This is a genomic window from Streptomyces sp. NPDC006140, from assembly GCF_040628815.1.
GTDB lineage: Bacteria > Actinomycetota > Actinomycetes > Streptomycetales > Streptomycetaceae > Streptomyces.
On record NZ_JBEXTS010000012.1, the window covers coordinates 79,679 to 104,283 of the forward strand.

The 24,605-nt window shown below is 72.8% G+C and carries 20 protein-coding genes; 9 read left to right on the forward strand and 11 right to left on the reverse strand.

Annotated elements, in window-relative coordinates; genetic code table 11:
- Positions 1-2: 2 nt before the first annotated feature.
- The 3 genes from ABZ386_RS28350 (at position 3) to ABZ386_RS28360 (ending at position 3,504) form a co-directional block, all read left to right on the forward strand.
- On the forward strand, positions 3-1,013 hold the full coding sequence (locus tag ABZ386_RS28350; RefSeq protein ID WP_355713323.1) for a sugar ABC transporter permease: 1,011 nt from the start codon (positions 3-5) through the stop codon (positions 1,011-1,013).
- A 12-nt stretch (positions 1,014-1,025) separates the two neighbouring features.
- Positions 1,026-1,946 (forward strand): carbohydrate ABC transporter permease, encoded by a 921-nt coding sequence (locus ABZ386_RS28355; RefSeq protein WP_351341792.1) that lies wholly within the window; start codon positions 1,026-1,028, stop codon positions 1,944-1,946.
- Between the two features lie 121 nt (positions 1,947-2,067).
- Positions 2,068-3,504, forward strand: coding sequence for a GH1 family beta-glucosidase (locus ABZ386_RS28360; RefSeq protein WP_114252878.1), 1,437 nt, complete (start codon positions 2,068-2,070; stop codon positions 3,502-3,504).
- A 31-nt stretch (positions 3,505-3,535) separates the two neighbouring features.
- Here the strand turns inward: ABZ386_RS28360 and ABZ386_RS28365 are convergent, their stop codons facing one another.
- The 8 genes from ABZ386_RS28365 to ABZ386_RS28400 all read right to left on the reverse strand — a co-directional run bounded on the left by ABZ386_RS28365 (position 3,536) and on the right by ABZ386_RS28400 (position 14,977).
- Positions 3,536-7,774: a trypsin-like peptidase domain-containing protein gene (locus ABZ386_RS28365; protein ID WP_358966407.1), complete on the reverse strand. Its 4,239-nt coding sequence runs from the start codon at positions 7,772-7,774 to the stop codon at positions 3,536-3,538.
- Positions 7,758-8,069, reverse strand: coding sequence for a trypco2 family protein (locus ABZ386_RS28370; RefSeq protein WP_358966410.1), 312 nt, complete (start codon positions 8,067-8,069; stop codon positions 7,758-7,760). Before ABZ386_RS28370 ends, ABZ386_RS28365 begins: the two co-directional genes overlap by 17 nt.
- 23 nt (positions 8,070-8,092) lie before the next feature.
- Positions 8,093-9,418, reverse strand: coding sequence for a glycoside hydrolase family 36 protein (locus ABZ386_RS28375; RefSeq protein WP_351341799.1), 1,326 nt, complete (start codon positions 9,416-9,418; stop codon positions 8,093-8,095).
- A gap of 21 nt (positions 9,419-9,439) precedes the next feature.
- Positions 9,440-10,333 carry a carbohydrate ABC transporter permease gene (locus ABZ386_RS28380; RefSeq protein WP_351341801.1) on the reverse strand — a complete coding sequence of 298 codons (894 nt, stop codon included), beginning with the start codon at positions 10,331-10,333 and terminating at the stop codon, positions 9,440-9,442.
- On the reverse strand, positions 10,330-11,313 hold the full coding sequence (locus ABZ386_RS28385; protein WP_351341803.1) for a sugar ABC transporter permease: 984 nt from the start codon (positions 11,311-11,313) through the stop codon (positions 10,330-10,332). Before ABZ386_RS28385 ends, ABZ386_RS28380 begins: the two co-directional genes overlap by 4 nt.
- Positions 11,314-11,347: 34 nt before the next feature.
- Positions 11,348-12,661 (reverse strand): ABC transporter substrate-binding protein, encoded by a 1,314-nt coding sequence (locus ABZ386_RS28390; protein WP_114252891.1) that lies wholly within the window; start codon positions 12,659-12,661, stop codon positions 11,348-11,350.
- A gap of 226 nt (positions 12,662-12,887) precedes the next feature.
- Positions 12,888-14,276 carry a HAMP domain-containing sensor histidine kinase gene (locus ABZ386_RS28395; RefSeq protein WP_358966411.1) on the reverse strand — a complete coding sequence of 463 codons (1,389 nt, stop codon included), beginning with the start codon at positions 14,274-14,276 and terminating at the stop codon, positions 12,888-12,890.
- Entirely contained in the window at positions 14,273-14,977 is a 705-nt protein-coding gene (locus ABZ386_RS28400) for a response regulator transcription factor (protein ID WP_358966414.1), read from the reverse strand. The genes ABZ386_RS28395 and ABZ386_RS28400 overlap by 4 nt, the downstream gene beginning before the upstream one ends.
- 132 nt (positions 14,978-15,109) lie before the next feature.
- On the opposite strand from ABZ386_RS28400, the gene ABZ386_RS28405 reads away from it, so the two are divergent.
- The gene (locus ABZ386_RS28405) at positions 15,110-15,622 is read left to right on the forward strand and encodes a hypothetical protein (protein WP_356500988.1); all 513 of its coding nucleotides are present in this window, start codon (positions 15,110-15,112) and stop codon (positions 15,620-15,622) included.
- Between the two features lie 76 nt (positions 15,623-15,698).
- On the opposite strand, the gene ABZ386_RS28410 is transcribed toward ABZ386_RS28405, so the two are convergent.
- Both ABZ386_RS28410 and ABZ386_RS28415 read right to left on the reverse strand, forming a co-directional pair.
- On the reverse strand, positions 15,699-16,565 hold the full coding sequence (locus tag ABZ386_RS28410) for a fused MFS/spermidine synthase (RefSeq protein ID WP_355722217.1): 867 nt from the start codon (positions 16,563-16,565) through the stop codon (positions 15,699-15,701).
- Positions 16,566-16,712: 147 nt separating this feature from the next.
- A complete protein-coding gene (locus tag ABZ386_RS28415) occupies positions 16,713-17,108 on the reverse strand; it encodes a hypothetical protein (protein ID WP_351341814.1) in 396 nt (131 codons plus the stop codon).
- A gap of 297 nt (positions 17,109-17,405) precedes the next feature.
- Between ABZ386_RS28415 and ABZ386_RS28420 the strand changes: the two genes are divergently transcribed.
- A complete protein-coding gene (locus tag ABZ386_RS28420; RefSeq protein ID WP_351341816.1) occupies positions 17,406-18,875 on the forward strand; it encodes a hypothetical protein in 1,470 nt (489 codons plus the stop codon).
- A gap of 7 nt (positions 18,876-18,882) precedes the next feature.
- Here ABZ386_RS28420 and ABZ386_RS28425 read toward each other — a convergent pair whose 3' ends face one another.
- Positions 18,883-19,476 carry a histidine phosphatase family protein gene (locus ABZ386_RS28425; protein ID WP_114252905.1) on the reverse strand — a complete coding sequence of 198 codons (594 nt, stop codon included), beginning with the start codon at positions 19,474-19,476 and terminating at the stop codon, positions 18,883-18,885.
- Between the two features lie 190 nt (positions 19,477-19,666).
- Between ABZ386_RS28425 and ABZ386_RS28430 the strand changes: the two genes are divergently transcribed.
- The 4 genes from ABZ386_RS28430 to ABZ386_RS28445 form a co-directional block, all read left to right on the forward strand.
- Positions 19,667-20,620, forward strand: coding sequence for a phosphatase PAP2 family protein (locus ABZ386_RS28430; protein WP_351341819.1), 954 nt, complete (start codon positions 19,667-19,669; stop codon positions 20,618-20,620).
- The gene (locus ABZ386_RS28435; RefSeq protein ID WP_358966599.1) at positions 20,571-21,692 is read left to right on the forward strand and encodes a hypothetical protein; all 1,122 of its coding nucleotides are present in this window, start codon (positions 20,571-20,573) and stop codon (positions 21,690-21,692) included. Before ABZ386_RS28430 ends, ABZ386_RS28435 begins: the two co-directional genes overlap by 50 nt.
- Entirely contained in the window at positions 21,683-23,275 is a 1,593-nt protein-coding gene (locus ABZ386_RS28440) for a hypothetical protein (RefSeq protein WP_358966416.1), read from the forward strand. Before ABZ386_RS28435 ends, ABZ386_RS28440 begins: the two co-directional genes overlap by 10 nt.
- Positions 23,272-24,605: AAA domain-containing protein (locus ABZ386_RS28445; RefSeq protein WP_356500992.1), on the forward strand; the 1,334-nt coding region annotated here is incomplete at its 3' end. The genes ABZ386_RS28440 and ABZ386_RS28445, both read left to right, overlap by 4 nt.

A 24,605-nucleotide genomic window follows, 5' to 3' on the forward strand; every position in this document is an offset into this window, starting at 1 on the left:
GTATGGCCACCCGCCACGACACCGCCGCGCCCCCCGCGAAGGGGGGCGCGGCCCCGGGCCGCCCGCCCGGGGACGCCGCCGACGAGAAGGCGCGGCGGCGCCGGGACCGGCTGTCCCGGCGCTGGCAGCGGGACATCCGCTGGAGCCCGTACGCCTTCGTCTCCCCGTTCTTCCTGCTGTTCGTCGCGTTCGGCCTGTTCCCGCTGATCTACACGGGCTGGGCCTCGCTGCACCAGGTGGAGCTGACCGCGCCGACCGACATGAACTGGGTCGGGCTGCGCAACTACACCCGGATCTTCGACGACGAGTTCTTCTGGAACGCGGCGAAGAACACCCTGACCATCGGCATCATCTCCACCGTCCCGCAGCTGCTGATGGCGATGGGCATCGCCCACATCCTCAACTACAAGCTGCGGGCCTCGACGTTCTTCCGGGTCGCGATGCTCGCGCCGTACGCGACGTCGATCGCCGCCGCCTCGCTGGTGTTCGTGCTGCTCTTCGGCCGTGACTACGGCATGATCAACTGGGCGCTCGACATGGTCGGCATCAACCCGGTCGACTGGCAGAACGACAAGTGGTACTCGCAGATCGCCGTCTCGTCCATCATCATCTGGCGCTGGACCGGCTACAACGCGCTGATCTACCTGGCCGCGATGCAGGCGATCCCGCAGGACCTGTACGAGTCGGCGGCCCTGGACGGGGCCAACCGCTGGCAGCAGTTCATCCACGTGACGCTGCCGGCGCTGCGCCCGACGATCCTGTTCACGTGTGTCGTGTCGACGATCGGCGCGAGCCAGGTCTTCGGCGAGCCGCTGCTGTTCGACGCCAACAAGGGCACCTCCGGCGGTGCGGAGCACCAGTTCCAGACGCTCGGCCTGTACCTGTACGAGCAGGGCTGGGTGGCCCAGCACCTGGGCCGGGCCTCGGCGATCGCCTGGACGATGTTCCTCATGCTGATCGTCATCGGCATCGTCAACTACGTCATCTCGCGCCGGCTGCGCGCCAGTAGTTAAGGAGTTCCGGCCGTGACGACGACTGTGACGCCCCCCGACGCGCCGCCGCCCGGCGCGGCGCCCGCGAAAACGTCCAAACGACCCCGTCTGCCGAAGTCCGCCCGGGCGGGCGGGCAGCTGCACGGCGGCCCGATCGCGTACGCGGTCCTCATCGTGTTCACGATCGTCTCGCTGTTCCCGCTGGTGTGGACGGCGATCGCCGCCTCGCGTGACAACCAGCGGCTCGCGCAGACCCCGCCGCCGTTCTGGTTCGGCTCGGGGCTGTTCGACAAGCTGGAGATCGCCTGGAAGGACGCCAACCTCGGTGAGGCGTTCCTCAACACCACGATCGTGGCGGGGGTTTCCTCGCTGACCATCGTCTTCCTGTCGACGATCGCCGGTTTCGCCTTCGCCAAGCTGCGGTTCCGGGGCCGCGGCGCGCTGATGCTGATCGTGATCGGCACGATGATGGTGCCGCCGCAGCTGAGCGTGATCCCGCTGTACATGATGGTCGCCAAGCTGGACTGGACCGACCAGCTCCAGGCGGTGATCCTGCCGTCGCTGGTCAGCGCGTTCGGTGTGTTCTTCATGCGGCAGTACCTGATCCAGGCGCTGCCGGACGAGATCATCGAGGCGGCCCGGGTGGACGGCGCGAGCAGCTGGCGCGTGGTGTGGCACGTGGTGTTCCCGGCGGCGCGGCCCGCGATGGCCGTGCTCGGGATGCTGACGTTCGTGCAGACGTGGAACGACTTCATGTGGCCGTTCCTGGTGCTGACCCAGATGGGCAATCCGACCGTGCAGGTCGCGATCGCGGGCCTCGGTCGCGGTTACACGCCCGACCAGTCCCTGATCATGGCGGGCGCGCTGCTGGGCACGCTGCCGCTGCTGCTGGTCTTCGCGATCTTCGGCAAGCAGATCGTGGGCGGCATCATGCAGGGCGCCGTCAAGGGCTGACGCCCTCGCCCCGTTCTTCCGGGGGCCGGGTCAGTGCCGCCCCGGCCCCCTGCTTCTCCCCTCTCCCCCCCTCCTCCCCCTCCACCTGTCGGTCTCCACGACCCCCAATGGGAGCGCTTCCATGCCTGACTCCGAGAACCCGGCCACTGCGGTGACCTTCCCCCCCGCCTTCCTCTGGGGCGCGGCGACCTCCGCGTACCAGATCGAAGGGGCGGTGCGGGAGGACGGCCGTACGCCGTCGATCTGGGACACCTTCAGCCATACGCCGGGCAAGACGGCCGGCGGCGACCACGGTGACATCGCTGTCGACCACTACCACCGCTACCGCGAGGACGTCGCGCTGATGGCGGAGCTGGGCCTGGGCGCCTACCGCTTCTCCGTCTCCTGGTCGCGGGTGCAGCCGACCGGGCGGGGCCCGGCCGTCCAGAAGGGCCTGGACTTCTACCGCCGGCTGGTCGACGAGCTGCTGTCCAAGGGCATCAAGCCGGCCGTCACCCTCTACCACTGGGACCTGCCGCAGGAGCTGGAGGACGCGGGCGGCTGGCCCGAGCGGGACACGGCGTACCGCTTCGCGGAGTACGCGCAGATCGTCGGCGAGGCGCTGGGCGACCGCGTGGAGCAGTGGATGACGCTCAACGAGCCGTGGTGCAGCGCGTTCCTGGGCTATGCCTCCGGCGTGCACGCCCCGGGCCGGACGGATCCGGCGGCCTCGCTGCGGGCCGCGCACCACCTGAACCTGGCGCACGGGCTGGGCGCGTCCGCGCTGCGCTCGGTGATGCCGGCCCGCAACACGGTCGCGGTCAGCCTCAACTCCGCGGTGGTAAGGCCCCTTTCGCAGGACCCGGCGGACCTCGCGGCGGCCCGGAAGATCGACGACCTGGCCAACGGGGTCTTCCACGGGCCGATGCTGCACGGCGCCTACCCGGAGTCGCTGTACGTGGCGACGGCGAGCCTCACGGACTGGGACCACGTCCTGGACGGCGACCTGGCGCTGATCAACCAGCCGCTGGACGCGCTGGGCCTCAACTACTACACGCCCGCGCTGGTCTCGGCGGCGGACCCGGCGGCGAAGGGGCCGCGCGCCGACGGCCACGGGTCGAGCGACCACTCGCCGTGGCCCGCCGCGGAGGACGTGGCCTTCCACCAGACGCCGGGCGACCGCACGGAGATGGGCTGGACGATCGACCCGACCGGCCTGCACGAGCTGATCATGCGCTACACCCGGGAGGCGCCGGGCCTGCCGCTGTACATCACCGAGAACGGCGCGGCCTACGACGACAAGGTCGACTCCGACGGCCGGGTGCACGACCCGGAGCGCGTCGCCTACCTCCACGGCCACCTGTCGGCGGTCCGCCGCGCGATCACCGACGGTGCGGACGTCCGCGGCTACTTCCTGTGGTCGCTGATGGACAACTTCGAGTGGGCGTACGGCTACGGCAAGCGCTTCGGCGCGGTGTACGTGGACTACGCGACGCTGGAGCGCACGCCGAAGACCAGCGCCCACTGGTACGGGCGGGCGGCCCGGACGGGGACGCTGCCCGAGGTCTCGGCGGTCTGACCACTGCGAGGGGGGACGGGGCGCGGCACGATTAGGGGAGTGCCGCGCCCCGCTGTCCTGGCTCGCTCTCTGCGGCGAGGCCCAAGTGGGCGAAGGCGACGTCCTTGGCGCGCAGGAGGGCGTCCGGGTCGATCTCCGCGAGGACCTGGGCTGCCATGTACCAGCCGTCGGGGGTGAGGGCGTCCGCCAGGAGGGCGCGTGCGCGCGGGAGGTCCGGGCCGCCCGGGGGTGGCAGGAGGCGGACGGCCAGGCGGCGCAGGAAGGTGAAGCTGTCCCCGATCTCCCCGAGGAACGGATGGACCGTCACCGGGCCCTGCACTCCCGCGACGTACGCGGCGAGTTGGGTGCGTGCCTCCGCTCGCTCCACCTCGTCCCTCGGGCGTGCGGCCATGTCCCGGGCTGCCTCGAAGTCGCCGAGTGCCGCGTGGGCCAGTGACAGCACGACCGCTGTTCCCGGGAGTTGCTCGGTACGGGCGTCGTACCGCGGTGCCAGGAGGTCGAGGCGGTGACGGGCGCCGTCCGGATCGTCCGCCGCCGTGAGCAGGGTGAGCACGCCGTCGTGGCGGAGGTCGGTCCGCTGCCGGGCGTCGAGGTCGGCGATCCGGAACCGGACGAGCCGTCCGATGCGCCGGGCGTGGTCGGGGTCGTGGCGTCCCGCAGCGGCGACGAGTCGGGCGGCGGTCAGCGCGGGTTCTCCGGGCAGCTCGGCCAGCAGTTCGTCCACCCATCGCGCGGCCAGGTCCGGGGCGTGCGGCCACAGGCCCTCGACCAGCAGCACCCTGAGCCGGTCAAGGCTGTTCGCGTGCAGCACGGCCCGGTCGGAGGGAGGGTTCTCCAGGACGTCGAGGACTCGTTGCGTGGCCCCCGCGCACGCCAAGGCCTGGAGGGCTGACATCTGGACGTGGTTGAAGCGCGGGCCCGGAGTATCGAACGCCAGGTGGTACGCGCGCTCGGCGAAGTGCCGGGCCCGGCCCGGGTCGTGCACGAGGGCCTCCGCCATCGCGGCATACCCGGAAGGACCCAGGATCTCGTCGACCGTCTCCACGAGCCGCTCGGCGTCGTCGGGCCGGCCTGCCGCGGCGAGCGCACCGGCGAAGACGACCACGCGCTCGTCGTGGTCCCAGGTGTCCGACAGGGCCGACGCGAGGTCTCCGTGCTCCGCCTCGTGGAGCAGCCGCCGGGACCGCTCGCGGTCCTCGGCGACGAAGTGCGCGGCGAGCGTGACCAGTGCCGTGGGGGCCAGCTCCGTCAGCGGCCAGTCCAGCGAGGCCGCCCGGTGGACGAGCAGGTCCTCCAGATGGTCGGCGGCACCGGCCTTCAGCAGGAGCTCGGTGATGGGCCCGGCGAGATGGTCACGGTCCCAGTGGTTGTCCGCCGCGGCCCTCAGGGCTCGCGTCACCTGCCCGGCACGCGCCCACCCCATGGCCAGCAGCTGCCGGAACTCGCCCCACTCCCGGGGCTTCAGGCGCGGCGACGAGTCCAGCGCGGTGTTCAGGAGCCGCCCGGCCTCCGCCACCCGGTCCGTGAGCAGCAGTCCCCGCACCACGCCCCGGAACGTCTCCACGTCGCGCGGTTCCTCGTGGCTCTCCAGCCATGCCGTGGCCAGCGAGGTCATGAGCGCGGCCTCGCGCGGGCGGGCCTCGCGCAGTGCCTCCGCGGCGACGGCGGGGAGGTTCCCCGGGGCCATCGCGTGGCGCAGGGCCAGTGCGGTGACCGACGCGAAGAGACGTGCCGCCTCGTCGGCGCGGCCGCTGAGCGAGCAGGCCTCGGCGACCGCCGTCAGCGCCCGGACGCGCGTGGACAGGGGGTGCGCTTCCGCGGCGACCTGCTCGGCCAGTTCCAGCACGTCGGCCACGTGCGCCGGGTCCCGCAGCGCGGCGGCGATCCTCACCAGCGCCTCCGTGACACGTTCGGTGTCCTCGCCCTCCTTCGGCCACGGCAGTTCACGGACCAGGGGCAGCACCTCCTCTCCCCGGCCGGCCGATGCCAGCGCGCAGGCCAGCGCCGTTCGGGCCGCCACGCTCTGCGGTGTCCCTCGCCCGGTCAGCCCCACCGCCTCCGTCGCCAGGCCCACCGCCCGCCGGTCCCCCGCCTCCGCCAGCACGTGGGCCACGCCGGTCAGGGCCCGCGCCCGGTCCACCGGCGCGCGGACCGTGCGGGCCAGTCCGATGGCGTGCCGGACCTGCCCGAGGCGGGCGTAGACCGCCGGGATGCCGGGGTGCAGCCCCACATTGCGCTGCGCCACCAGGCCCCCCGCCGCCGCGAGCGCGGCCAGGGCCGCCAGGTCGTCGGGGGCGGCCCGCCGGACGGTCTCCCGTGCCGCCGCGATCTCCCCGAGACAGGCGCCGTCGCTCCCCGTCGCCTCCCGCAACCGGTCACGCCGCCGGACGTCCACGGCGAGGGCGGTGGCCCGGTCCGCGTCCCGGAGGAACGCGAGGAGGCGGCCGTACGGCTGGAGCAGGTACAGCGGCGTGCCCGCCGGCCAGCCCCGGCGCTCGTACGACCGCGCCCAGGCGTGCAGCCGGTCCAGGTAGGTGATCAGGTCCGGGCCGAGTTCGTCCTGGGCGGTGGTGAGGAGGGTCTCGTGGGCGAAGAGGTAACCGCGGGTGGACGTGTACAGGCTCAGATCGTCCCCGTAGCCCTCGGGGCCGCTGCCCCCGCCGCCGGCGTCGCCCCGCAGCCGCAGGATCCGCCCGAACCCGCTCTCCAGTCGGCGGCGGAGCTCGAAGGCCGGCTCGCCGGTGAGTTCGCGCAGGTCGTCGGCGGTGAGTGTGCCGCGCGCCGCGGTGAGGAGGCCGACGAGGTCACGCTGCACGCGGTCGCCGGAGAGGGCTCGGTGCAGATCGAACTTGGCTTCGTGCTCGGTGTGCCGGGCCGCTTCGGTGGCGGCGAGTTCCAGCACGCGGCAACCGCGCAGCGGGTGACCGCCCTTGACGTCGGCCGGCAGGCCCGGGTAGGTCCGGCTGGTCACCAGGACGCGGACGTTCGGCGGCAGGCGTTCGGGCAGGAGTGAGGCGATGCTCGCGCCGCTGCCGCCGGGCGAGGCGGACTGGTCCTCGTCGAGCCCGTCCACGACGAGGAGCAGTGTGCCGCCGTCCTGTGCCACCCGCTCGGCGGCCTGGCGCAGCAGGAGCCGGCGTTCGCCGTCGCGGGCCGTCGGGGAACCGGTCGCGGCCGGTTCGCGGCCGGCGAGGGTGGCGAGCTGGTCGATGACCGCCACGGTGTAGGCGTCGCTGTCGGACTGGCTCGCGTCGCGTGCGGTGACGAAGAACCAGACGGGGACGACCCCGCGGGGCGGGTGCAGGGCGAACCACGCGGCCAGGGCCGTCTTCCCGGCCCACGGCGGTCCCTGCACCCAGAGGTAGGGGTCGGGGCCGCCGCAGAAGGAGACGAGGTCGGCGAGTTCCGCTTCCCGTTCCTCCAGCCGCTGCGGGGCGAGGTCGGCGAGCTGGGCGCGATAGGCCTCCTGGACGAGGCCGAGGGCGCCTCGGGGCACCGCGCAGGGCAGCGCCGTGAGGTCCTGTCCCAGCAGGGCTTCCAGGGCGGTCCGTTCCGCCGGGGTCAGCGCCTGCGCCCACCGGTCCACCCGGCCGGCCGCGACCCGGCCCGCCCCCTCCCTGCGGTGATGGCGGCTCACCACACCCACCACGTACCCGCCGCTGAAGACGGCCGCTCCCGACATCCCCTCCCAGGCGTCCCGTTCGGGGTCCGGGTCCTCGGCGGGCGGCGCCGCGACCCTCAGGTCCAGGGTGCCCTCGCGCCGGTTGGCCAGCACCGCGCAGCGCGCGTCCATGTGCTCGACGTCCCGGAAGCGCCCGCCTGCCGCGTCCGCGCGGAGCTTGAAACGGGGGAACCCCATCGCCGAACAGCCGAGCACCGCGTCCTGCTCGCCGACTCCGCCGAACCGCACGGGCGGAACGTCATCGGGCAACCGGTCAGGGCGCGTTGGTACAGCGGCGTTCTCCGGGAGGGTCGGTGAGGCGCCGTTCTCCGGCAGGGTCGGTCCGGCGGCGTTCTCCGGGAGTGTCAGTACGGCGACGTCGATGCCGTCGTGCGCCCACGCCACCGTCGCCCCGACGACTCGCTCCCCCGGCCGGTCGGCCTCGAAGCGGACCCGGACGTCCCGCGCGCCCCGGACGACATGGGCGGCCGTGAGCACCCGGCCCGGCGCCAGGAGGTAACCCGAGCCCCGGCGGGCCCCGTCGGGCAGTGCGACGATGATCTCCGCGGCCCGCTGGGGCCGCAGTCCGCGGTCAGCGCTCGCCGTCAACCTCGTCACCCGTGATCATCGCGGTCTCCGCCCGGCCCCCGCCCGGCGGCATCACCTTCGGCGTGAGCGTCAGCGTGACCCGCTGGGTCTCGGCCTGGCTGAACTTGCCGTTGGCCCCCGCGTCGACCACCCACAGCCGCACCTTGGCGTCGCCGCCGCCCTCGCGCGTGACGGCGACGGTCGCCTCGATCTCCACGGGGCCCGCTTCGAAGCGCAGCATCCTGCCGTCGCCGTCCGTCAGCGCGGTGGTCAGCTGCTCACGCAACTCACGGATCATGTCGGCCAGTTCGATCACGCGTCCCCCTTGTGCGGCCCTGCTCAGATGCTACAAGCGGCCGCGCCCTTCGTGAGGAGACGGCGCGTGGTCTGAACGCCCCACGGGTCCAGGGAGAGCAGGCGGTCGCTGGAGGCCATCAGTCCGCCGGTGGACTCCACGTGGGCCGCCCACTGCTCGCGGGTCTCGACGGCCGGGCGGGCCATCAGGCAGTCGGGGTCGTTGGTCCAGAGGCGGCCGTGCTGCCACTGGCGGGCCGCGCCGGTGAACTCTGCGGGCGCCTGGCCCGGTTGGGAGTAGTCGTCGGCCTCGGGGCGGCGGTGCGGGGCCGTGTCCGGGCTGACGCGCATCGCGTCGAACAGGCCGATGGAGGGCAGGAGGGGCGCCCCGCAGCCCAGGAGGTACGCCTCGGCGCCGATCGCCTCGCGGATCAGGCGGATGCCGGAGCGGTAGGCCGTGAGCGCGTCGGTGTCGGCGTGGCGTACGCCGTCCAGGGCGCCCGCGTAGAGGAAGTCGACCTTGAAGTAGTCGTAGCCCTCGGCGCGCAGGGTGGTGAAGACCTCGGTCAGGTACGCCGCGGCGTCGGGGTGTGTGGTGTCCAGGACGCGCAGGTCGTGGCCCCAGTTGCGGCCGGCGTGCGCGAAGCCGCCGGTGGTGTCGCGGACCAGCCAGTCGGGGTGCTCGGCGGCCAGGTCGCTCGCCGGGTCGACGAGGAACGGGGCCGTCCAGATACCGGCGCGGCGGCCCCGCGCGCGGATCTTCTCGGCGATTCCGGCGCGGGAGCGGAAGCGGCCGGAGAGGGTGAGCCAGTCGCCGAGGGCCCGCTGGTAGCCGTCGTCGATCTGGACGACGTCGATGGGCAGGTCGAGGGTGTCCATCGCGCGGAGGTTCTCGTGGATGTCGTCCTCGGTGACGGTCGTGAAGTACTCGTACCAGGAGCACCAGACGGTCGGTGCCGGGCGCGGGGCGTCGAGTCCGAGGCCGCGGGCCCACTCGCCCAGCACCGACTGGATGTCCGGGCCCGTCCACTCCTTCACCGGGCCGTCCGCGCCGACCTCCGCGACCCCGTCCCGTACGGCGAGCCGGATCGACGGCACCTCGCGCGTCGGCTCGGCCGCCGCCCACAGCCGGGCCGGTGAGCCGTCGCCGGGATCGAGCACGAGCAGGCCCTCGCCCTGGAAGGCGCCGGAGGGGACGGTGACGCCGGGGCGGTAACAGACGGTCGCCCAGTTGTCGTTGGTCGGGCGGTACGGGGTTCCGCGGAGGGTGTAGGCGCCGCTGGGGCTCCAGGACTGCCAGCCCTCCTCGTGGACGCGGCCGGTGCGGACGTCCACCGGCACGGAGGCCAGCGGAGTGAAGGGGTGGTGCACGGTGATCTCTTTCCGGACGGGTCAGCCCTTGTTGGCGCCGAGCGTGAGGCCGCTGACGAACTGGCGCTGGAGGGCGAAGTACACGATCAGCGTGGGGATCGCGGTGAGCAGGGAGCCGGCGGCGACCAGGTTGGGGTCGGTGAAGTACTGGCCGGAGAGGTTGTTCAGCGCGGAGGTGATCGGCATGTTCTCGCCGGTGGAGATCAGGACGAGCGCCCAGAAGAAGTCGTTGTAGATCCAGATGGACAACAGCGTCGCCAGGGCGGCCATCGCGGGCTTGCACAGCGGCAGCACGATCTGCCAGTACAGCCGCCACACCGAGGCGCCGTCGACGAGGGCCGCCTCGGTCAGTTCGTGGGGCAGGGAGCGCATGTAGTTGCTCAGCACGAAGGCGCAGAAGCCCGACTGGAACGCCACGTGGATGAGCACGAGGCCGAGCGCGGAGTCGTAGAGCTTGCCGCTCATCGTGATGCCGGGCAGGTCGATCAGCAGGTACAGCCGGTACAGCGGGGTGATGATGACCTGCTGCGGGAGCAGGTTGCCGGCGGTGAACACCAGCAGCAGGAACAGGTTGACCCGGAAGTCGAAGCGGCTGACGTAGAACGCGACGCACGACGACAGGAACAGCGTGAGCAGCACGGCCGGGACCGCGATGAGCAGCGTGTTCCCGAAGTAGTGGATCATGTCCGACTGCTCGAAGGCGTTCGTGAAGTTGTCGAAGCCGAGCTTGTCGGGCCAGGAGACGTAGCCCTTGGCGGATGTCTCGCTGTACGGGCGCAGCGCGGCGAAGATCGCCCACAGCAGGGGCGCCAGCCAGGCCAGCGCCGTGACGATCAGGAAGGTGTGCAGCAGGATCCGGGCGGGGCGGACGGGGGTGCGCTGCTTGAGCGAAGCGGCGCCGGTGACGGTGCTCATGCGCTCCGCTCCTTCCGGAAGGTGGCGATCAGGTAGGGGATGATCACGGCCAGGGAGATCACCAGCAGCACGACCGCGATCGCGGAGCCGTAGCCGATGCGGCTGGACTCACCGATGATGTTGTTCGTCACCAGGATGGAGAGCAGCTCGGTGCCCTGGGCGCCCTTGTTGAAGACGAAGACCAGGTCGAAGGCGCGCAGCGCCTCGATGATCGTCACGACCAGCACGACGGTGTTGGTGGGGCGCAGGGTGGGGAAGATGACGTTCTTGAACGTCTGCCACTCGTTCGCCCCGTCCAGCGCCGAGGCCTCCCGCAACGAGGGGTCGACGCTCTTCAGGCCGGCCAGGTAGAGGATCATCATGTAGCCGGTGTGCCGCCAGGACGCGGCGACCAGGATGGCCCACAGGTTGAGGTCGGGGTCGCCGATCCAGTCGATGTAGTGGCCGGGCTTGTTCGCCCCGATCAGGCTGTTGATCAGGCCCGTGTCGGGGTTGTAGACCAGCTGCCAGACGAAACCGATGCAGGCCATGGAGATGACGACCGGCAGGAAGAACGCCGTCTGGTAGACCCGGCTGAAGCGGATCTTCTTGTCCAGCTGCACGGCCAGGAACAGCCCCAGCGGGGTGGGGATGCAGATGAGCACGACGAACCAGATGACGTTGTGCTCGACGGCGGGCCAGAACTGCGGGTTGCTGGTGAACAGGTCACGGAAGTTCTGCAGGCCGACCCACTTGATGGAGTCGAAGCCGATGCCGTCCCAGGTGGTGAAGGCCAGCGCGATCGACGCGAGGGCCGTCACCCACACCAGGGCGACGTGCAGGATCGTGGGTACGCCCGCCATCAGGCCGAGCGTGATGCGGTCACGGCGGGTCAGCAGGCGCCGGTGCCCGTGCGGCACCTTGGCGGGCTGGGACGCGGGGGCAGGCCCCGGAGCCGGCGTGGCAGCCGTCTCCGGGACCTGGGCGGGGGTGGCAGTCATGTGTCAGATCCGAGTCGTCGATTCTCCGGTTCGGTCACGAGGAGGCGAAGATCTGCTTCTTCTGGCGCTCGATCGACGACAGGATGCTGTCGATGCTCTTCGGGTTGCGGATGAAGGCCTGCAGCTGCGGCTGCATCACCGTGGAGGTGAAGTCCGGGCGGGAGTCGCGGTCCATGAACTGCGTCAGGCTCTTGGCGCCCGAGATCATCTCGTACGCCTTCTTCTGCAGCGGGGTGTAGGAGGAGGTGTCGGCCTTGGTGGAGGCGGCCACCACGCTGGAGTCGGCCTTGAGGTAGATCTGCTCGGCCTCCGGCGTGCCCAGGTACTCCAGCAGCTTCACCGCACCGGAGTGGTTCTTGGGGGCCTTGGAGAGCATGAAGCCGTCGGTCGGGGCCTCGACGGTGTCCTGACCGAACTGCGCGTCGATCTCCGGGAAGGCGAAGAAGTCCAGGTCGTCCAGGTCGGCCTTGTTGGTGAACTGCTGGGCGACGAACGTGCCCAGCACGTACATGCCCGCCTTCTTCGCCACCAGCGTCTGCGCCGCGTCCTGCCAGGTGCGCCCCACCGCGCCCTCCTGGTGGTAGGGCAGCAGCTCCGCCCACAGGTCGAAGACCTTGCGCACCTTGGCGTCCGTCCAGGCGGCCTTGCCCGCCATCAGCTCGACATGGAAGTCGTAGCCGTTGAGACGGAAGTTGATCTGGTCGAACGTGCCCATCGCCGGCCAGGCGTCCTTGTCGCCGAACGCGATCGGGACCAGCCCGTCCTTCTTCATCTGCTTGCACAGCGCCACCAGGTCGTCCCACTTCTCCGGGACCTTGTAGCCGTGCTGGGCGAAGACGCTCTTGCGGTAGAACACCGCCCACGGGTACGTGTACAGCGGCACGAAGTAGTACTTGCCGTCCGCGCCCTGGGAGAGCTTCTTCATCGCGTCGGGGAAGTTCCCGCCGATCTTCTGCCACACGTCGTCGATCGGGGAGGCCAGCTTCTTCGCCGCGAAGAACTGCATCCGGTAGCCGGCGAACCACGTGAACACGTCGTCCGGCGTGCCCTGCAGATACGAGTTGATCTGCTCCTGGAACGTGTTGTGGTCCTTGGTGTTGACGTCGACCTTGATCCCGGACTTCTTCGTGAAGGCCGCGTAGATCTCCGCGAACGCCTTCTTCGGCACCGCGTCCGACGAGTTGGAGCCCAGGCTGACCGTCTTCGGATCGGCGGCCGAGCCGCTGCCGCCACACGCGGACAGCAGGGGTATGCCCGCGCCGAGCAGGGCCGCACCGCCTATGCCGCGCAGCACGGTGCGGCGGCCGGGAGCGGAGAGGGAGGTTCCGGAGAGGGAGAGGTCGTGCATGAACGGCTCCTGAGGGCAGGGTTCGGTCACGAGGGTGTGGCGTGAAATCCAGTCGCAATCGACCAGAAATCAACTTGACCGAACACGGTGGCGCAATAACAGCCGTATGTCCGGTCATGCGTCAAGAGCCGATCCGTGCATTTGTCGAAACGTGACCGACCCGTGTGTCCTCTGAGTCAGGAGTGCTTGAAGGTGGGAGTGCTCGAAGATCAGGAGTGTTTGAAGATCAGGAGTGCTTGAAGGCGGCGGACAGTCTGCCGGGCCGTCGGCGTCGCGGCTGCCGGTGTCCCCGGCCCGCGGGGGCCCGGGCGTCCACCTGGATCCAGATCCGCACCTCGGTCCCGCCGAGCACCGAGGAGCCGATCCGCACGTCCCCGCCGGTCGACTCCGCGAGCCGGCGCACGATGTCCAGGCCGAGCCCGGTCGAGCCGTCGCTCCCCGAGCCGCGGCCCCGCGCCATCGCCGCCTCTGGGTCGGGTATGCCCGGGCCCGCGTCGGACACGAGGACGATCACCGCGTCCTCGCCGTTGTGCAGGTCGACCGCGAAGGCGGTGCCCTCCGGGGTGTGCCGGAAAACGTTGCCGAGCAGCGCGTCGAGCGCGGCGGCCAGGTCGGCGCGGGCCACCGGTATGCGCACCGGCCGGTCGGCCCCGGCCACCCGCCACTTGCGGCCCTCGTCCTCCGCGAGCGCCGACCAGAACGCCATTCGCTCCCGGACCACCTCGGCGGCGTCGCACCCGGCGCCCGGACCGGCCGCGGCCGTCTGCGGCTTGGCCTCCCGGGCCGTGCGGATGATCGTGTCGACCTCGCGCTCCAGTTGCTCGACCGCGCTCCGGGTCTGGTCGGCGGCCAGTCCCTCGCCGAGCGAGGCGGTGTTGAGCCGCAGCACGGTCAGGGGCGTGCGCAGCCGGTGGGAGAGGTCGGCCGCCAGCTCCCGTTCGTTCGCCAGGAGCTGGACGACCTGGTCGGCCATGGAGTTGAACGCGACGGCCGCGAGCCGCAGCTCGGTCGGGCCCTCCTCGGGGACGCGGGCGCCGAGCCTGCCCTCCCCCAGTTCGCGCGCTCCCTCGACCAGGCGCTTGGCGGGCCGGACCATCCGCACGCCCAGCCGGTCGGCGACCGCGACCGACCCGAGGACCAGCGCGAACCCGACCCCGGCGAGCACCGCCCAGGCCGTGCCCACGCCGTTGGTCACGTCGGCCTCCGGCACGTACACCTCGACGACCGCGATCTCGCCGGTGCTGAGCGCGACCGGCTGGAGCAGGGTGGAGCCGCCGGGGGCGCCGGTGGTGGAGGCACGGCCCAGTTTCCGCACGGCCGCGATGTCCTCGTCGGCGGCGCGCTGCCGCCCGAGCTCAAGGGCCTGCCGGCCGTCGCCCGCCGGTATGTGCACGGCCATGCCTGCGTCGGATCCGGCAGCGGCCACGACCCGTTCGAGCTGGTCGCGGTCGGTGGTGATGGACAGGGCGGGGGCGACGGCCGCGGCCTCACGCTCGGCGTTGGAAAAGGCGCGGTCCCGGGCCATCTCCCGGATGACGAGTCCGAGCGGCACCGCGAAGGCGAGCACGACCATGGTGGTCACCGCCAGCGCCACCTTGACCAGGGCCCACCTCATCGCGGCGCCTCCGCGCCCGGCGGTTCGAGCTTCACACCGACGCCCCTGAGGGTGTGCAGATAGCGGGGGTTCGCGGCCGTCTCCCCCAGTTTCCGCCGCAGCCAGGACAGATGGACGTCGATGGTCTGGTCGTCGCCGTACGACTGCTGCCAGACCTCGGCGAGCAGTTCCTTGCGGGGGACGACGACTCCCGGTCGGCGGGCCAGGAAGGCGAGCAGGTCGAACTCGCGGCGGGTGAGGTCGAGCCGGGCGCCGTCCAGCTCGGCCTGGCGGCGCAGCGGATCGACGGTCAGGCCGCCGACCCGGAGCACCGGGGAGGGCTGCCCTTCCCCGGAGCCGGAGCGGGCGCGGCGCAGCACGGCCGCCATGCGGGCCGACAGGTGCTCGACCGAGAAGGGCTTGGTCAGGTAGTCGTCCGCCCCGGCGTTCAGCAGCCGGACGATCTCCGTCTCGTCGTCCCGGGCCGTGGCGACGATCACCGGCACGTCCGTGATGCCGCGCAGCATCTTCAGGGCCTCGGACCCGTCGAGATCGGGCAGTCCGAGGTCCAGGATCACCACGTCGAAACGGACATGGGCGACCTCGCGCAGCGCCTCCAGTGCCGTCCCGACGCTGCGTACGGTGTGCGAGGCGTCGGTCAGGTGCCGGATGAGCGCCGAGCGTACGAACTGGTCGTCCTCGACCACGAGCACACTTGCCATGCGCCGCACCGTACGCCATCTCGAACAGCCGGGTGCGGGCCTGTGGACAACTCCCGGATTGGGGACAACTCGCCCCTGCGCGACGCCGGTTCCTGGACAGCGCGCGGGGCGCGTGCGGCAGGATGACCCGCGATGCGCAGAGGACTCGTACACCTACTGGCCTGGCTGCTCGCCACGGGCGCGGCGGTCACGCTGTCGTGGTGGGGTGTCCACACGGTGATGGCGGGCACGGCCTACGACCCGCCGCGCGCCCTGCCCATCAAGGCCGCCGACGCGAGCACGCAGGAGCCGAGGCCGCTCGCCACGCCTACGCGCCGGACGCCTTCGCCGCAGCGGACGCCCACGCCCCCGAGCACCCCGCCGACGGCGGCCCAGCCGACCCCCGCCCCCGCACGCACCCCCAGCCCGTCCCCCACCGCCACCGGCCGGGTCAGGAGCTACGACACCGACGGCGGCCGGGCGGTGTTCGACCTGGGGACGGTGTCCGCCTCCCTCGTCTCGGCGACTCCGGGCGCGGGATGGTCGATGCAGGTGTGGAAGACGGAGTCGTGGATCCGCGTGGAGTTCTCCCGGGGCGCGGACCGGGTGTCGGTCTTCTGCACCTGGCACGACGGGCCGCCGCGCGTGGAGATCGGGACCTACTGAGCGCCGTACCAGGTTCCGTGAGCGCCGCGCCCAGCCCCGTGAGCGCCGGACCCAGGCCCCATGAGCGCCGTGCGGGCTATTTGAACGCCGAAGCGGGCGGCGCCGGGGAGGCCACCGCAGCGAGATCCGTGACGGGCACGGCCCCGCCGGTGAAGTCGGTGAGCGTCCTGCCGTGCTCGACCCGGCCCGGGTGCGGGTCGGAGGCGGCGCGGCGGGTCAGCTCGGCGACGGGCAGCGGGAGGTCGGAGGCGACCAGGACGGCGTTGCCGAAGCGCTTGCCGCGCAGCACCGTCGGGTCGGCGACCAGCGCGAGCTGCTCGAAACGGGCGGCGGCGGTGGCGATCTGGCCGCGCAGGTGGGTCAGCGGCGGCCCGTCGGCGAGGTTGGCGGCGTAGACGCCGCCGGGCCTGAGGGCCCTGCGGACGTCGTCGAGGAACTCCGTCGAGGTCAGGTGGGCCGGTGTCCGGGCGCCGCTGAACACGTCGGTGATGACGAGGTCGGCCCAGCCGTCCGGCACCTTGGCGAGTCCCTCGCGGGCGTCGACGGACCGCACCCGGATCCGCGCGTTCGGGTCCAGCGGCAGCTCGCGGCGGACCAGTTGCACGAGGGCGGCGTCCCGTTCGACGACCTGCTGGGTGGAGCGGGGCCGGGTGGCGGCGACGTACCGGGCGAGGGTGAGCGCGCCGCCGCCGAGGTGCACGGCGTGCACGGGCCGGCCCGGCGGGGCGACGAGGTCGATGACGTGCCCGAGCCGGCGCTGGTACTCGAAGGACAGGTACGCCGGGTCATCCAGGTCGACGTGCGACTGCGGGGCCCCGTCGATCACGAGGGTCCAGGCCCGGGCCCGCTCACGGTCGGGGATCAGCTCGGCGAGCCCGCCGTCGACACTCTCGACAAGGGCCTCCGCACCGGCTCTGCGCCGCCCGCTCCTGGACTTTCCCACGGGCCCATTATCAGGGGCACGCCGTCGAGCAAGGTCCGCTCCGCTCGGACCGTCCCTGGAGGGCCCGGCGCGGGGGCACACCGTCAAGCGGGGCGCTCGCTCCACACGGACCGGCACCGGCGGGCCCGGCACCTCCGGCCCGGCGCCTCACCGGCAGCCGTCCGCCGCCCTGATCGTCCGGGCCGCCTCCCCGAGGGCCCGGCGCAGCACCGCGGGGTCCGTCGCGAGGTCCGCCTCACCGGGCGGGAGCAGCCAGCCCGAGCCCTCCACGGGAGGCTCCGGTGCCAGGGTCAGTCCGCGTCCGTCGGTCCCCGTGCACGTGCTCCCCGGTACGTCCCACGCCGCGGCCGTGCCCGGCGGCACGAGGAAACCCAGGGTGCCGCCCCCGTCGTCGTGCAGGACGGGGCCCACCGCCTCCGCCGTCCCGCGGCGCAGGATGTCGACCGCCTCCAGCCCCTGCCGCGCCGGCACCGTCACCACATCGCAGCCGACCGCCGGTGTGCTCGGCGGCGTACGAGGATCGTTGATCCGGCTGGTCTCCATCCCGGCCTCCACCACGAAAACCCCTGCTTGGACGAGCGGTCGGGAGTCGGGGGCCTCCCGGTCCGCAGAGTTCAACGCGGGAGGCCGTCAACGGCTACGGCGGAAGTCAGCCGCAAAGGATGGCACTTCATGGCAGATCACGGATGAGATATCCGGTTTGTAGCCAAACCCAACGTGACGACTCCGGCACAGCAGGTACGTTCTTGCTCGCCGGAAACAGGGCAGGCAATACGAACAACACGTACAAGTCACCCTGAAACCGGCATGGTTCGTCGGTTCGCACGAGAGGACCCGGCCATGGCGTCGTCAGCGGTGCCCTCGTCCCCACCCAACCGGCCGGCACGGCCGAACCTCACCTTCCGGCAGCTGCGCGGACAGCGCTCGCCGTCCGAGTTCGCCGCGGCGATCCGCCGGGCCGGCCTCGAGATCGGCGAGCAGGTCAGCTGTGACGCGCGCTACATCGGCCGGGTCGAGGCGGGTGAGATCCGCTGCCCCAACTACGCCTACGAACGGGTGTTCCTGCACATGTTCCCGGGTCGCACGCTCACCGACCTCGGGTTCGCGCCCCGCTCGTCGGTACGCGGACGCCGGGCGCGCGACATCGAGAACGCGCCCCTGACGCGCACCACGAACCTCACGAACGTCACGAGTGAGACCAGCGAGACCAGTGAGACCAGTGGGGCGTCCGAGCCGTATGACACACAGAACCCGTACGACCCGTACCACCCGCACGACACCTACGAGGAGAGCGACGTGCTACGTCGCGCATTCATGACCGGCGGGGGCGCCACGGTGGCCGCCGCCTCGCTGGGGCCCATGGGCCTCGCCCTCGACGCCGCGGCGGCACAGCGCCCCGTGCGCCGCGCCGGGGCGAGCGACGCGGGTGCCCTGGAAGAAGCCGTCCGCCGGATCCGGCTGCTCGACGACCGGCACGGCGCCGACGGCCTCTACCGCCGCGCGGCGGCCCCGCTGCGTGCCGCCTACGCGCTGCTCGACGCCGGCACGACCCGGCAGACGACGGCGGACCGGCTCTACTCCGGCGCGGGTGAACTGGCCATCTCCGTGGGCTGGCTGGCCCACGACTCGGGACGCTTCGACGACGCCCGCTCCCATTACGCCGAGGCCCTGGCGACCGCCCGGATGACCGGCGACCCGGGGCTGGAGGCGCACGCCTTCTGCAACACGGCGTTCCTCGCGCGCGACGCGGGCCGACCGCGCGAGGCGGTCCGGGCGGCCCAGGCGGCACAGCGCGTCGCCCGGCCCGTGGGGTCGGCCCGGCTGATGTCGCTGCTCGCGCTGCGCGAGGCGGGCGGCTGGGCCGGCCTCGCCGACCGCGTCGGCTGCGAGCAGGCCCTGGCCCGGGCGCAGGCCCTGTTCGAGCGGGGCCCCTCGGACGCCGACCCCGAGTGGATGAGCTTCTACGGGGAGGCCGAACTGGAGGGCCTGGAGGCGCAGTGCTGGTCCACGCTGGGCGACTGGCCCCGGGCGGCACGGCACGCGCGGCGGGCGGCGGAACTCCAGGATCCGCACTTCACGCGGAACATCGCCCTGTACACGGCGGAACTGGCGGACGACCTCGCGCGGGGCGGACGGCCGGACGAGGCAGCGTTGGCGGGGATGCGGGTGCTGGACCTGCTGGAGGAGGTCCAGTCGTCCCGGATCCAGACGATGCTGGCGGCCACCGCGCGCGTGCTGCTGCCGCACCGCAGGGCTTCGGGGGTGTCGGCGTTCCTGGACCGGCACGCGTCCACGCCCCGGATGACCTGACGCGTACCTAGGCCAGGTGCCCCAGGTCGTTCCAGCTCTCGATCGCCGGCTCCCCGTAGGCCCATCCCAGCACCGACAGGGACGTCGGATTCAGCCGTATCCGGGCCGCGAAGTCGAGCGGCAGGCCCAGCCAGCGCGCGCCGATGGAGCGCAGGATGTGGCCGTGGGCGAAGATCAGGACGTCGCGGTCCTCGGAGCGGGCCCAGGAGACGACCTCGTCCGCCCGGGCCGTCACCTCGGCGAGCGTCTCGCCCTCGGGGACGCCGTCGCGCCAGATCAGCCAGCCGGGCCGGACGGCCTGGATGTCCGCCGGCGTCATGCCCTCGTACGCGCCGTAGTCCCACTCCAGCAGCGCGTCCCAGGCACGCGCGCGGTCCCCGAAACCGGCCAGTTCGCACGTCTCACGCGCGCGTGCCAGCGGGCTGGTGCGCACCTCGACGCCGGGCAGGCCGTCGTAGGGCGCCCGGTGCAGGCGCTCGCCGAGCAGCTTGGCGCCGCGCCGGCCCTCCTCCAGAAGCGGCACGTCGGTCCTGCCCGTGTGCTTGCCGGACAGGGACCACTCGGTCTGTCCGTGGCGGGCCAGCAGGATGCGCGCAGCCATGGGGCACCTTTCCGGAAGAAAAACGCAAGCGGAACTCCCCCATCATCGCGCACCCTGTTCCCGGGCAACCCGGGGGGCGATCTCTGCGTCTTTGAGGTCCGGAGAGCGCCCCCTGGGCGCGCACGTACGCCGTAAAGTGGCACGACCGGACGGCCGGGCGCCGCGTGACGACGAAGGGGGAGGCGATCGGATGCCGCACACCGAGACACCGGGCACCGAGGCGGCCCCCGCGCGCAGGCTGCGCTGGTGGACCGAGCTGCCGCTGATCCTGCTGGTGTACGCGTGCTACACGGCGGGCCGGCTCCTCGCCCGGGGCGACGTCTCCGGTGCGGTCGACCACGGTCTGGCGCTCCTGCGCTTCGAGAAGGCCCTGTACCTCAACTTCGAGCACCCGCTCAACCGCCTCTTCACGCGCGAGGCCTGGATAGGCATACCGGCCGACTTCTGGTACGCGTCCCTGCACTACCTGGTCACGCCGGCGGTCCTCGTGTGGCTCTTCCGCTCCCGCGCCGTGCGCTACCGCGCCGCGCGGACGTGGCTGATGACGTCCACCCTCATAGGCCTGATCGGTTTCACCCTGCTGCCGACCTGCCCGCCCCGGCTCCTCGACGCGAGCCACGGCTTCGTGGACACGATGGCCCAGTACAGCTCCTACGGCTGGTGGGGCGGCGCGGCGAGCGCACCGCGCGGCATGGGGGGCATGACCAACCAGTACGCGGCCATGCCGAGTCTGCACGTGGGCTGGGCCCTGTGGTGCGGAGTGATGCTGTGGCGCTACGGCGGCACGCGCACGGCGAAGGCGGCCGGTGTCGCCTACCCGCTGATCACGACGATCGTGGTCATGGGCACCGCCAACCACTACTTCCTCGACGCCGTCGCGGGCGCGGCCGTCATGGGCGTCGGACTGCTGCTGGCGCCGTTCGTGATGCGGACGGCGGACCGGGTCAGGGCACAGCTCCTGCCGCGTGTCACGCCGGTCGCGGCGGACTCTTCCGGCGCAGGTTCCCCGATTGTCAGTGCCGGATGCCAGACTTCCGCGGGTGAGCGAATTCCACGGCAGCGCGAGCCGCGGCTCGGAGCGGGAGCCGAGCCGGGTGCCTCCCCCAAGGACGCGGGGGACGGCGCTCCGGCACCGGCTCGCTGAGCTGCGCGGCCCCGACGTACCCCCGAAGGCACTGGACGCGCGCGCCCTGGCGGCCCTGGCCGCCAACCCCGGTTGCGCGCGGCGCGCGATCCTCGACGGCGCCGGGGTGAACAAGACGGCCCTGGCGAGCGCGCTGGGTTCGCCGTCGGCCTTCGGCCAGTCGCAGTTCGCGCTCACGCGGGGCAACGCGTTCGAGGCGAAGGTCAAGGCCGACGGCGGCGCGGAGCTGCTGCGGCTGGTGCACGAGAAGCTGGACCGCGCGGCCGAACCACCCGCCGACGCGCGCGTGCCCGACCTGACCGCGACCGGCCCCCAGGGGCGCACGGCCCGTACGGCGCTGGAGCTGCGCGAGGCCGCGGCGCACCCGGGCGCGTGGACGCTGCTCGACCACCCGATGCTGGCGCTGGACGTCGCGGGCTCCCCCGCGTTCCTGGAGCCGGACGCGGTGGTGGTGCACCCGGACGGCAGCTGGACGGTGGTGGAGATCAAGTCGTTCCCGCTGCTGGACGGTTCGGCGGACCCGGCGAAGGTGGGGGCGGCGGCCCGGCAGGCGGCGGTGTACGTGCTGGCGCTGGAGGAGCTCGCGGCCCGGCTGGACCCGGCCCCGCGCGTGCGGCACCGGATCCTGCTGGTCTGTCCCCGGGACTTCTCCAACCAGCCGGCCGCGTCCGCCGTGGACATCCGCAAGCAACGCGCCGTGACGGCCCGCCAGCTGGCCCGGCTGACCCGCATCGAGGACATCGCCGACGCCCTCCCCGAGGGCACGTGCTTCTCGCCCGAGCTGCCCGCCGAGGAGCTGACGGCCGCCGTGGAGTCGGTCCCGGCGACGTACGCGCCCGAGTGCCTGTCCGCGTGCGAGCTGGCCTTCCACTGCCGGACCCGGTCCCGCGAGACGGGCGCGGTGACCTCGCTCGGCCGCCCGCTGCGGGCGGAACTGGGCGGCCTGACGACCGTCGAGGAGGTCCTCGCGGCCGCCCGCGGTGAGGCGGGCGACCCCGGCGACCCGGCGGTGGCGGCCCTGCGCCGCGCGGCGGCCCTGCGCGCCGAGGCCCTGGAGGCGGCGTGTCGCTGATCTCCACCCTGGCCCGCCTCGAAGCGGTCAGCACAGGCCGCGCCCAGCCCGCCGCCACCGTCCGGCACCGGCACCTGGGCGACCGTCCCCTGGTGTTCGTGCCGCTGATCACCGCCGGTGAGGCCGGTGCCCCGCTCGGCGCGCTGGTCGGCACCGACCGGGACGCGCCGCGCCTGCTGGTCGTCCCGCAGCCCCGCGACCGCGACCTCAGGTTCGCGTTCCTGACCGACCTGGCCGACGTGGTGCTGCCCTACGTCGACGCGTACGCGGAGGTCGTCGAGGCCGCCGAGCGCACCGAGACCGACCCGGAGACCGGCAAGCGGGTCAAGGTCGAGGTCGACCTGTGCGCGGACACGCCGCAGCTGATCGTGCCGAGCCGGGCGGGCATCGACCTGGTGCGGCTGCTCGGGCGGTCGATGCGGTTCCGGCGGACGGCCGAGCAGGACCCGGAGGCCCCGTACCCGGCGCCGCCGCGGGTGCCGCTGCTCGGGCGGTGGCTGACGCACTTCGGGGAGCGGGCCCGGGTGCCCGGCTCCTCGCTGCTGCTGGCGATGACCGACGTCCTCGGCCGGCACTGGGCGACCGGGCAGTCCACGCTGGAGGACCAGCACCTGGGGGCGCTGCTCGCCTGGATCGACCCGCCCGAGGGCATGACCGGCGCCGAGGCCGCGCTGAAGGCCGAGCTGGAGCGGGACGCCCAGGGGCAGCTGACGTGTCCCCCGGCCGGTCCGGCCACCGACCCGGCCTTCGACAACAAGCTCCTCGCCCCGGCCATCGAGCGCTACGACCGCGCCCGCACGGCCCTCGCCGCCGCCGAGGACGGCCTGGAGGCCGACGACCGGCTGGGGGCGCTGACCGCCGCCGAGCGGGAGATCCGCGATCTGGTGCTGAGCCGCACCCGGCCCACCTGGGACGCGGTCTGGCGGGGCCTGGACCTGCTGCGGGAGCTGCCCGAGGGGGCCCACGTCGAGGAGCGGTGGACCCGCGACCGCTGGTCGTTCACCGGCCACCGCGACCGGGTCCTGTCGGGCGAGCCCCCGCAGCCGCGCCGCGACGACGCCGTCACCGCGGCGAACAAACTCGCGACGCGCGAGCGCGAACAGGCCCGGCTGGAGGCGCAGGAGGCCCTCGACGACCCGCTGGTGATGGCGGGCAGGCGGCTGGCCGGGGAGGCGTTCGCGGGTGAGGTCACCGACGTCGTGATGGCGTACAGCGAGGGCAAGCGGCCCAGCCCCCGCCCCCTGGTCACGATCCGTACGGACGACCGGCCGCATCTCGGGGAGCGGACGAAGGTGTACCGATCGCTGGGCGGGAAGCCGCAGTCGGCGGAGTTCGTCGCGGACGAGGAGGACGGCGCGTACGTCGTGCTGCGGATCCTCGACAAGATGGGCCGCGGCAAGGAGCCCGAGCCGGGCTCGGTGCCGGAGAAGGGCGACCGGGTCTGCTTCACGCTCTTCGAGCACGAGCAGCGGGGCGGCGCGAAGCTGCCCGACCCGGAGGAGACGCCGTGGACGCACGGCGGGCCGCCCGGCGAGGCGACCCTGGAGGCCGCCGACCCGGTGACCGAGGAGGACGTCCTGTGACCACGGTGTTCGATCCCTCGGCCGCCGCGGCCCAGGCCACCGACGCGATCCTCCACGACACCCTCCACGGCATGGCGCGCGGTGTGGTCGTGGACTCCCCGCCCGGCGCCGGCAAGTCCACGCTGGTGGTCCGGGCGGCCCTGGAACTGGCGGAGGCCGGTCACCCGCTGATGGTGGTCGCGCAGACCAACGCCCAGGTCGACGACCTCGTCCTCCGGCTCGCCGAGAAGAACCCCGAGCTGCCGGTGGGGCGCCTGCACAGCAGCGACGCCGACCCGTACGACAAGGCGCTCGACGGCCTGGAGAACGTACGCAAGTCGGCCAAGGCGGCGGACCTCGCGGGGCAGGCCGTGGTGCTCTCGACGGCGGCGAAGTGGGCGCACGTCAAGGTCGACGAGCCGTGGCGGCACGCCATCGTCGACGAGGCGTACCAGATGCGCTCGGACGCGCTGCTGGCGGTGGCCGGGCTGTTCGAGCGGGCGCTGTTCGTGGGCGACCCGGGGCAGCTCGACCCCTTCGCGATCGTGGGCAGCGAGCAGTGGGCGGGCCTCTCCTACGACCCGTCGGCCTCGGCGGTGACGACCCTGCTCGCGCACAACCCTGACCTGCCGCAGCACCGCCTGCCGGTCTCCTGGCGGCTCCCGGCCTCGGCGGCGCCCCTGGTCTCGGACGCCTTCTACCCCTACACGCCGTTCCGCAGCGGCACCGGCCACGGCGACCGCGCCCTGTCCTTCGCCGTGCCGTCGGACGGCTCGGGCCCCGACCGGGTGATCGACGAGGCGGCCGCGTCGGGCTGGGGCCTGCTGGAACTGCCCGCCCGGCACACCCCGCGCACGGACCCGGAGGCGGTACGGGCGGTGGCGACGGTCGTCCGCCGCATGCTGGACCGCGGCGGCGCGGCGACCTCGGAACGCTCGCCCGACCCCTCGCCCCTGACCGCCGACCGGATCGCGGTCGGCACGGCCCACCGGGACCAGGCGGCGGCGGTCCGGGCGGCCCTCGCCGACCTCGGCGTCACCGACGTGGTCGTGGACACGGCGAACCGGCTGCAGGGCCGCGAGTACGACGTGACGGTGGTCCTGCACCCCCTCTCCGGCCGCCCCGACGCGACCGCGTTCCACCTGGAGACGGGCCGCCTCTGCGTCCTGGCCTCCCGCCACCGGCACGCCTGCATTGTGGTCTGCCGGGCGGGCGTGACCGACCTCCTGGACGACTATCCGTCGACGGAGCCGGTGCAGTTGGGGACGGTGGTGAAGTTCCCGGACGGCTGGGAGGCGAATCACGCGGTGCTGGCACATCTCGCGGAGCACCGGGTGGCCTGGCGGCCATG

What these genes read in the sequence shown, in the direction of transcription:
- ABZ386_RS28350 (WP_355713323.1), top strand. Translation starts at nt 3, where the DNA reads ATGGCCACCCGCCACGACACCGCCGCGCCCCCCGCGAAGGGGGGCGCG.
- ABZ386_RS28360 (WP_114252878.1), top strand. Translation starts at nt 2,068, where the DNA reads ATGCCTGACTCCGAGAACCCGGCCACTGCGGTGACCTTCCCCCCCGCC.
- ABZ386_RS28380 (WP_351341801.1), bottom strand. Translation starts at nt 10,333, where the DNA reads ATGAGCACCGTCACCGGCGCCGCTTCGCTCAAGCAGCGCACCCCCGTC.
- ABZ386_RS28385 (WP_351341803.1), bottom strand. Translation starts at nt 11,313, where the DNA reads ATGACTGCCACCCCCGCCCAGGTCCCGGAGACGGCTGCCACGCCGGCT.
- ABZ386_RS28390 (WP_114252891.1), bottom strand. Translation starts at nt 12,661, where the DNA reads ATGCACGACCTCTCCCTCTCCGGAACCTCCCTCTCCGCTCCCGGCCGC.
- ABZ386_RS28395 (WP_358966411.1), bottom strand. Translation starts at nt 14,276, where the DNA reads ATGAGGTGGGCCCTGGTCAAGGTGGCGCTGGCGGTGACCACCATGGTC.
- ABZ386_RS28400 (WP_358966414.1), bottom strand. Translation starts at nt 14,977, where the DNA reads ATGGCAAGTGTGCTCGTGGTCGAGGACGACCAGTTCGTACGCTCGGCG.
- ABZ386_RS28405 (WP_356500988.1), top strand. Translation starts at nt 15,110, where the DNA reads ATGCGCAGAGGACTCGTACACCTACTGGCCTGGCTGCTCGCCACGGGC.
- ABZ386_RS28415 (WP_351341814.1), bottom strand. Translation starts at nt 17,108, where the DNA reads ATGGAGACCAGCCGGATCAACGATCCTCGTACGCCGCCGAGCACACCG.
- ABZ386_RS28420 (WP_351341816.1), top strand. Translation starts at nt 17,406, where the DNA reads ATGGCGTCGTCAGCGGTGCCCTCGTCCCCACCCAACCGGCCGGCACGG.
- ABZ386_RS28425 (WP_114252905.1), bottom strand. Translation starts at nt 19,476, where the DNA reads ATGGCTGCGCGCATCCTGCTGGCCCGCCACGGACAGACCGAGTGGTCC.
- ABZ386_RS28430 (WP_351341819.1), top strand. Translation starts at nt 19,667, where the DNA reads ATGCCGCACACCGAGACACCGGGCACCGAGGCGGCCCCCGCGCGCAGG.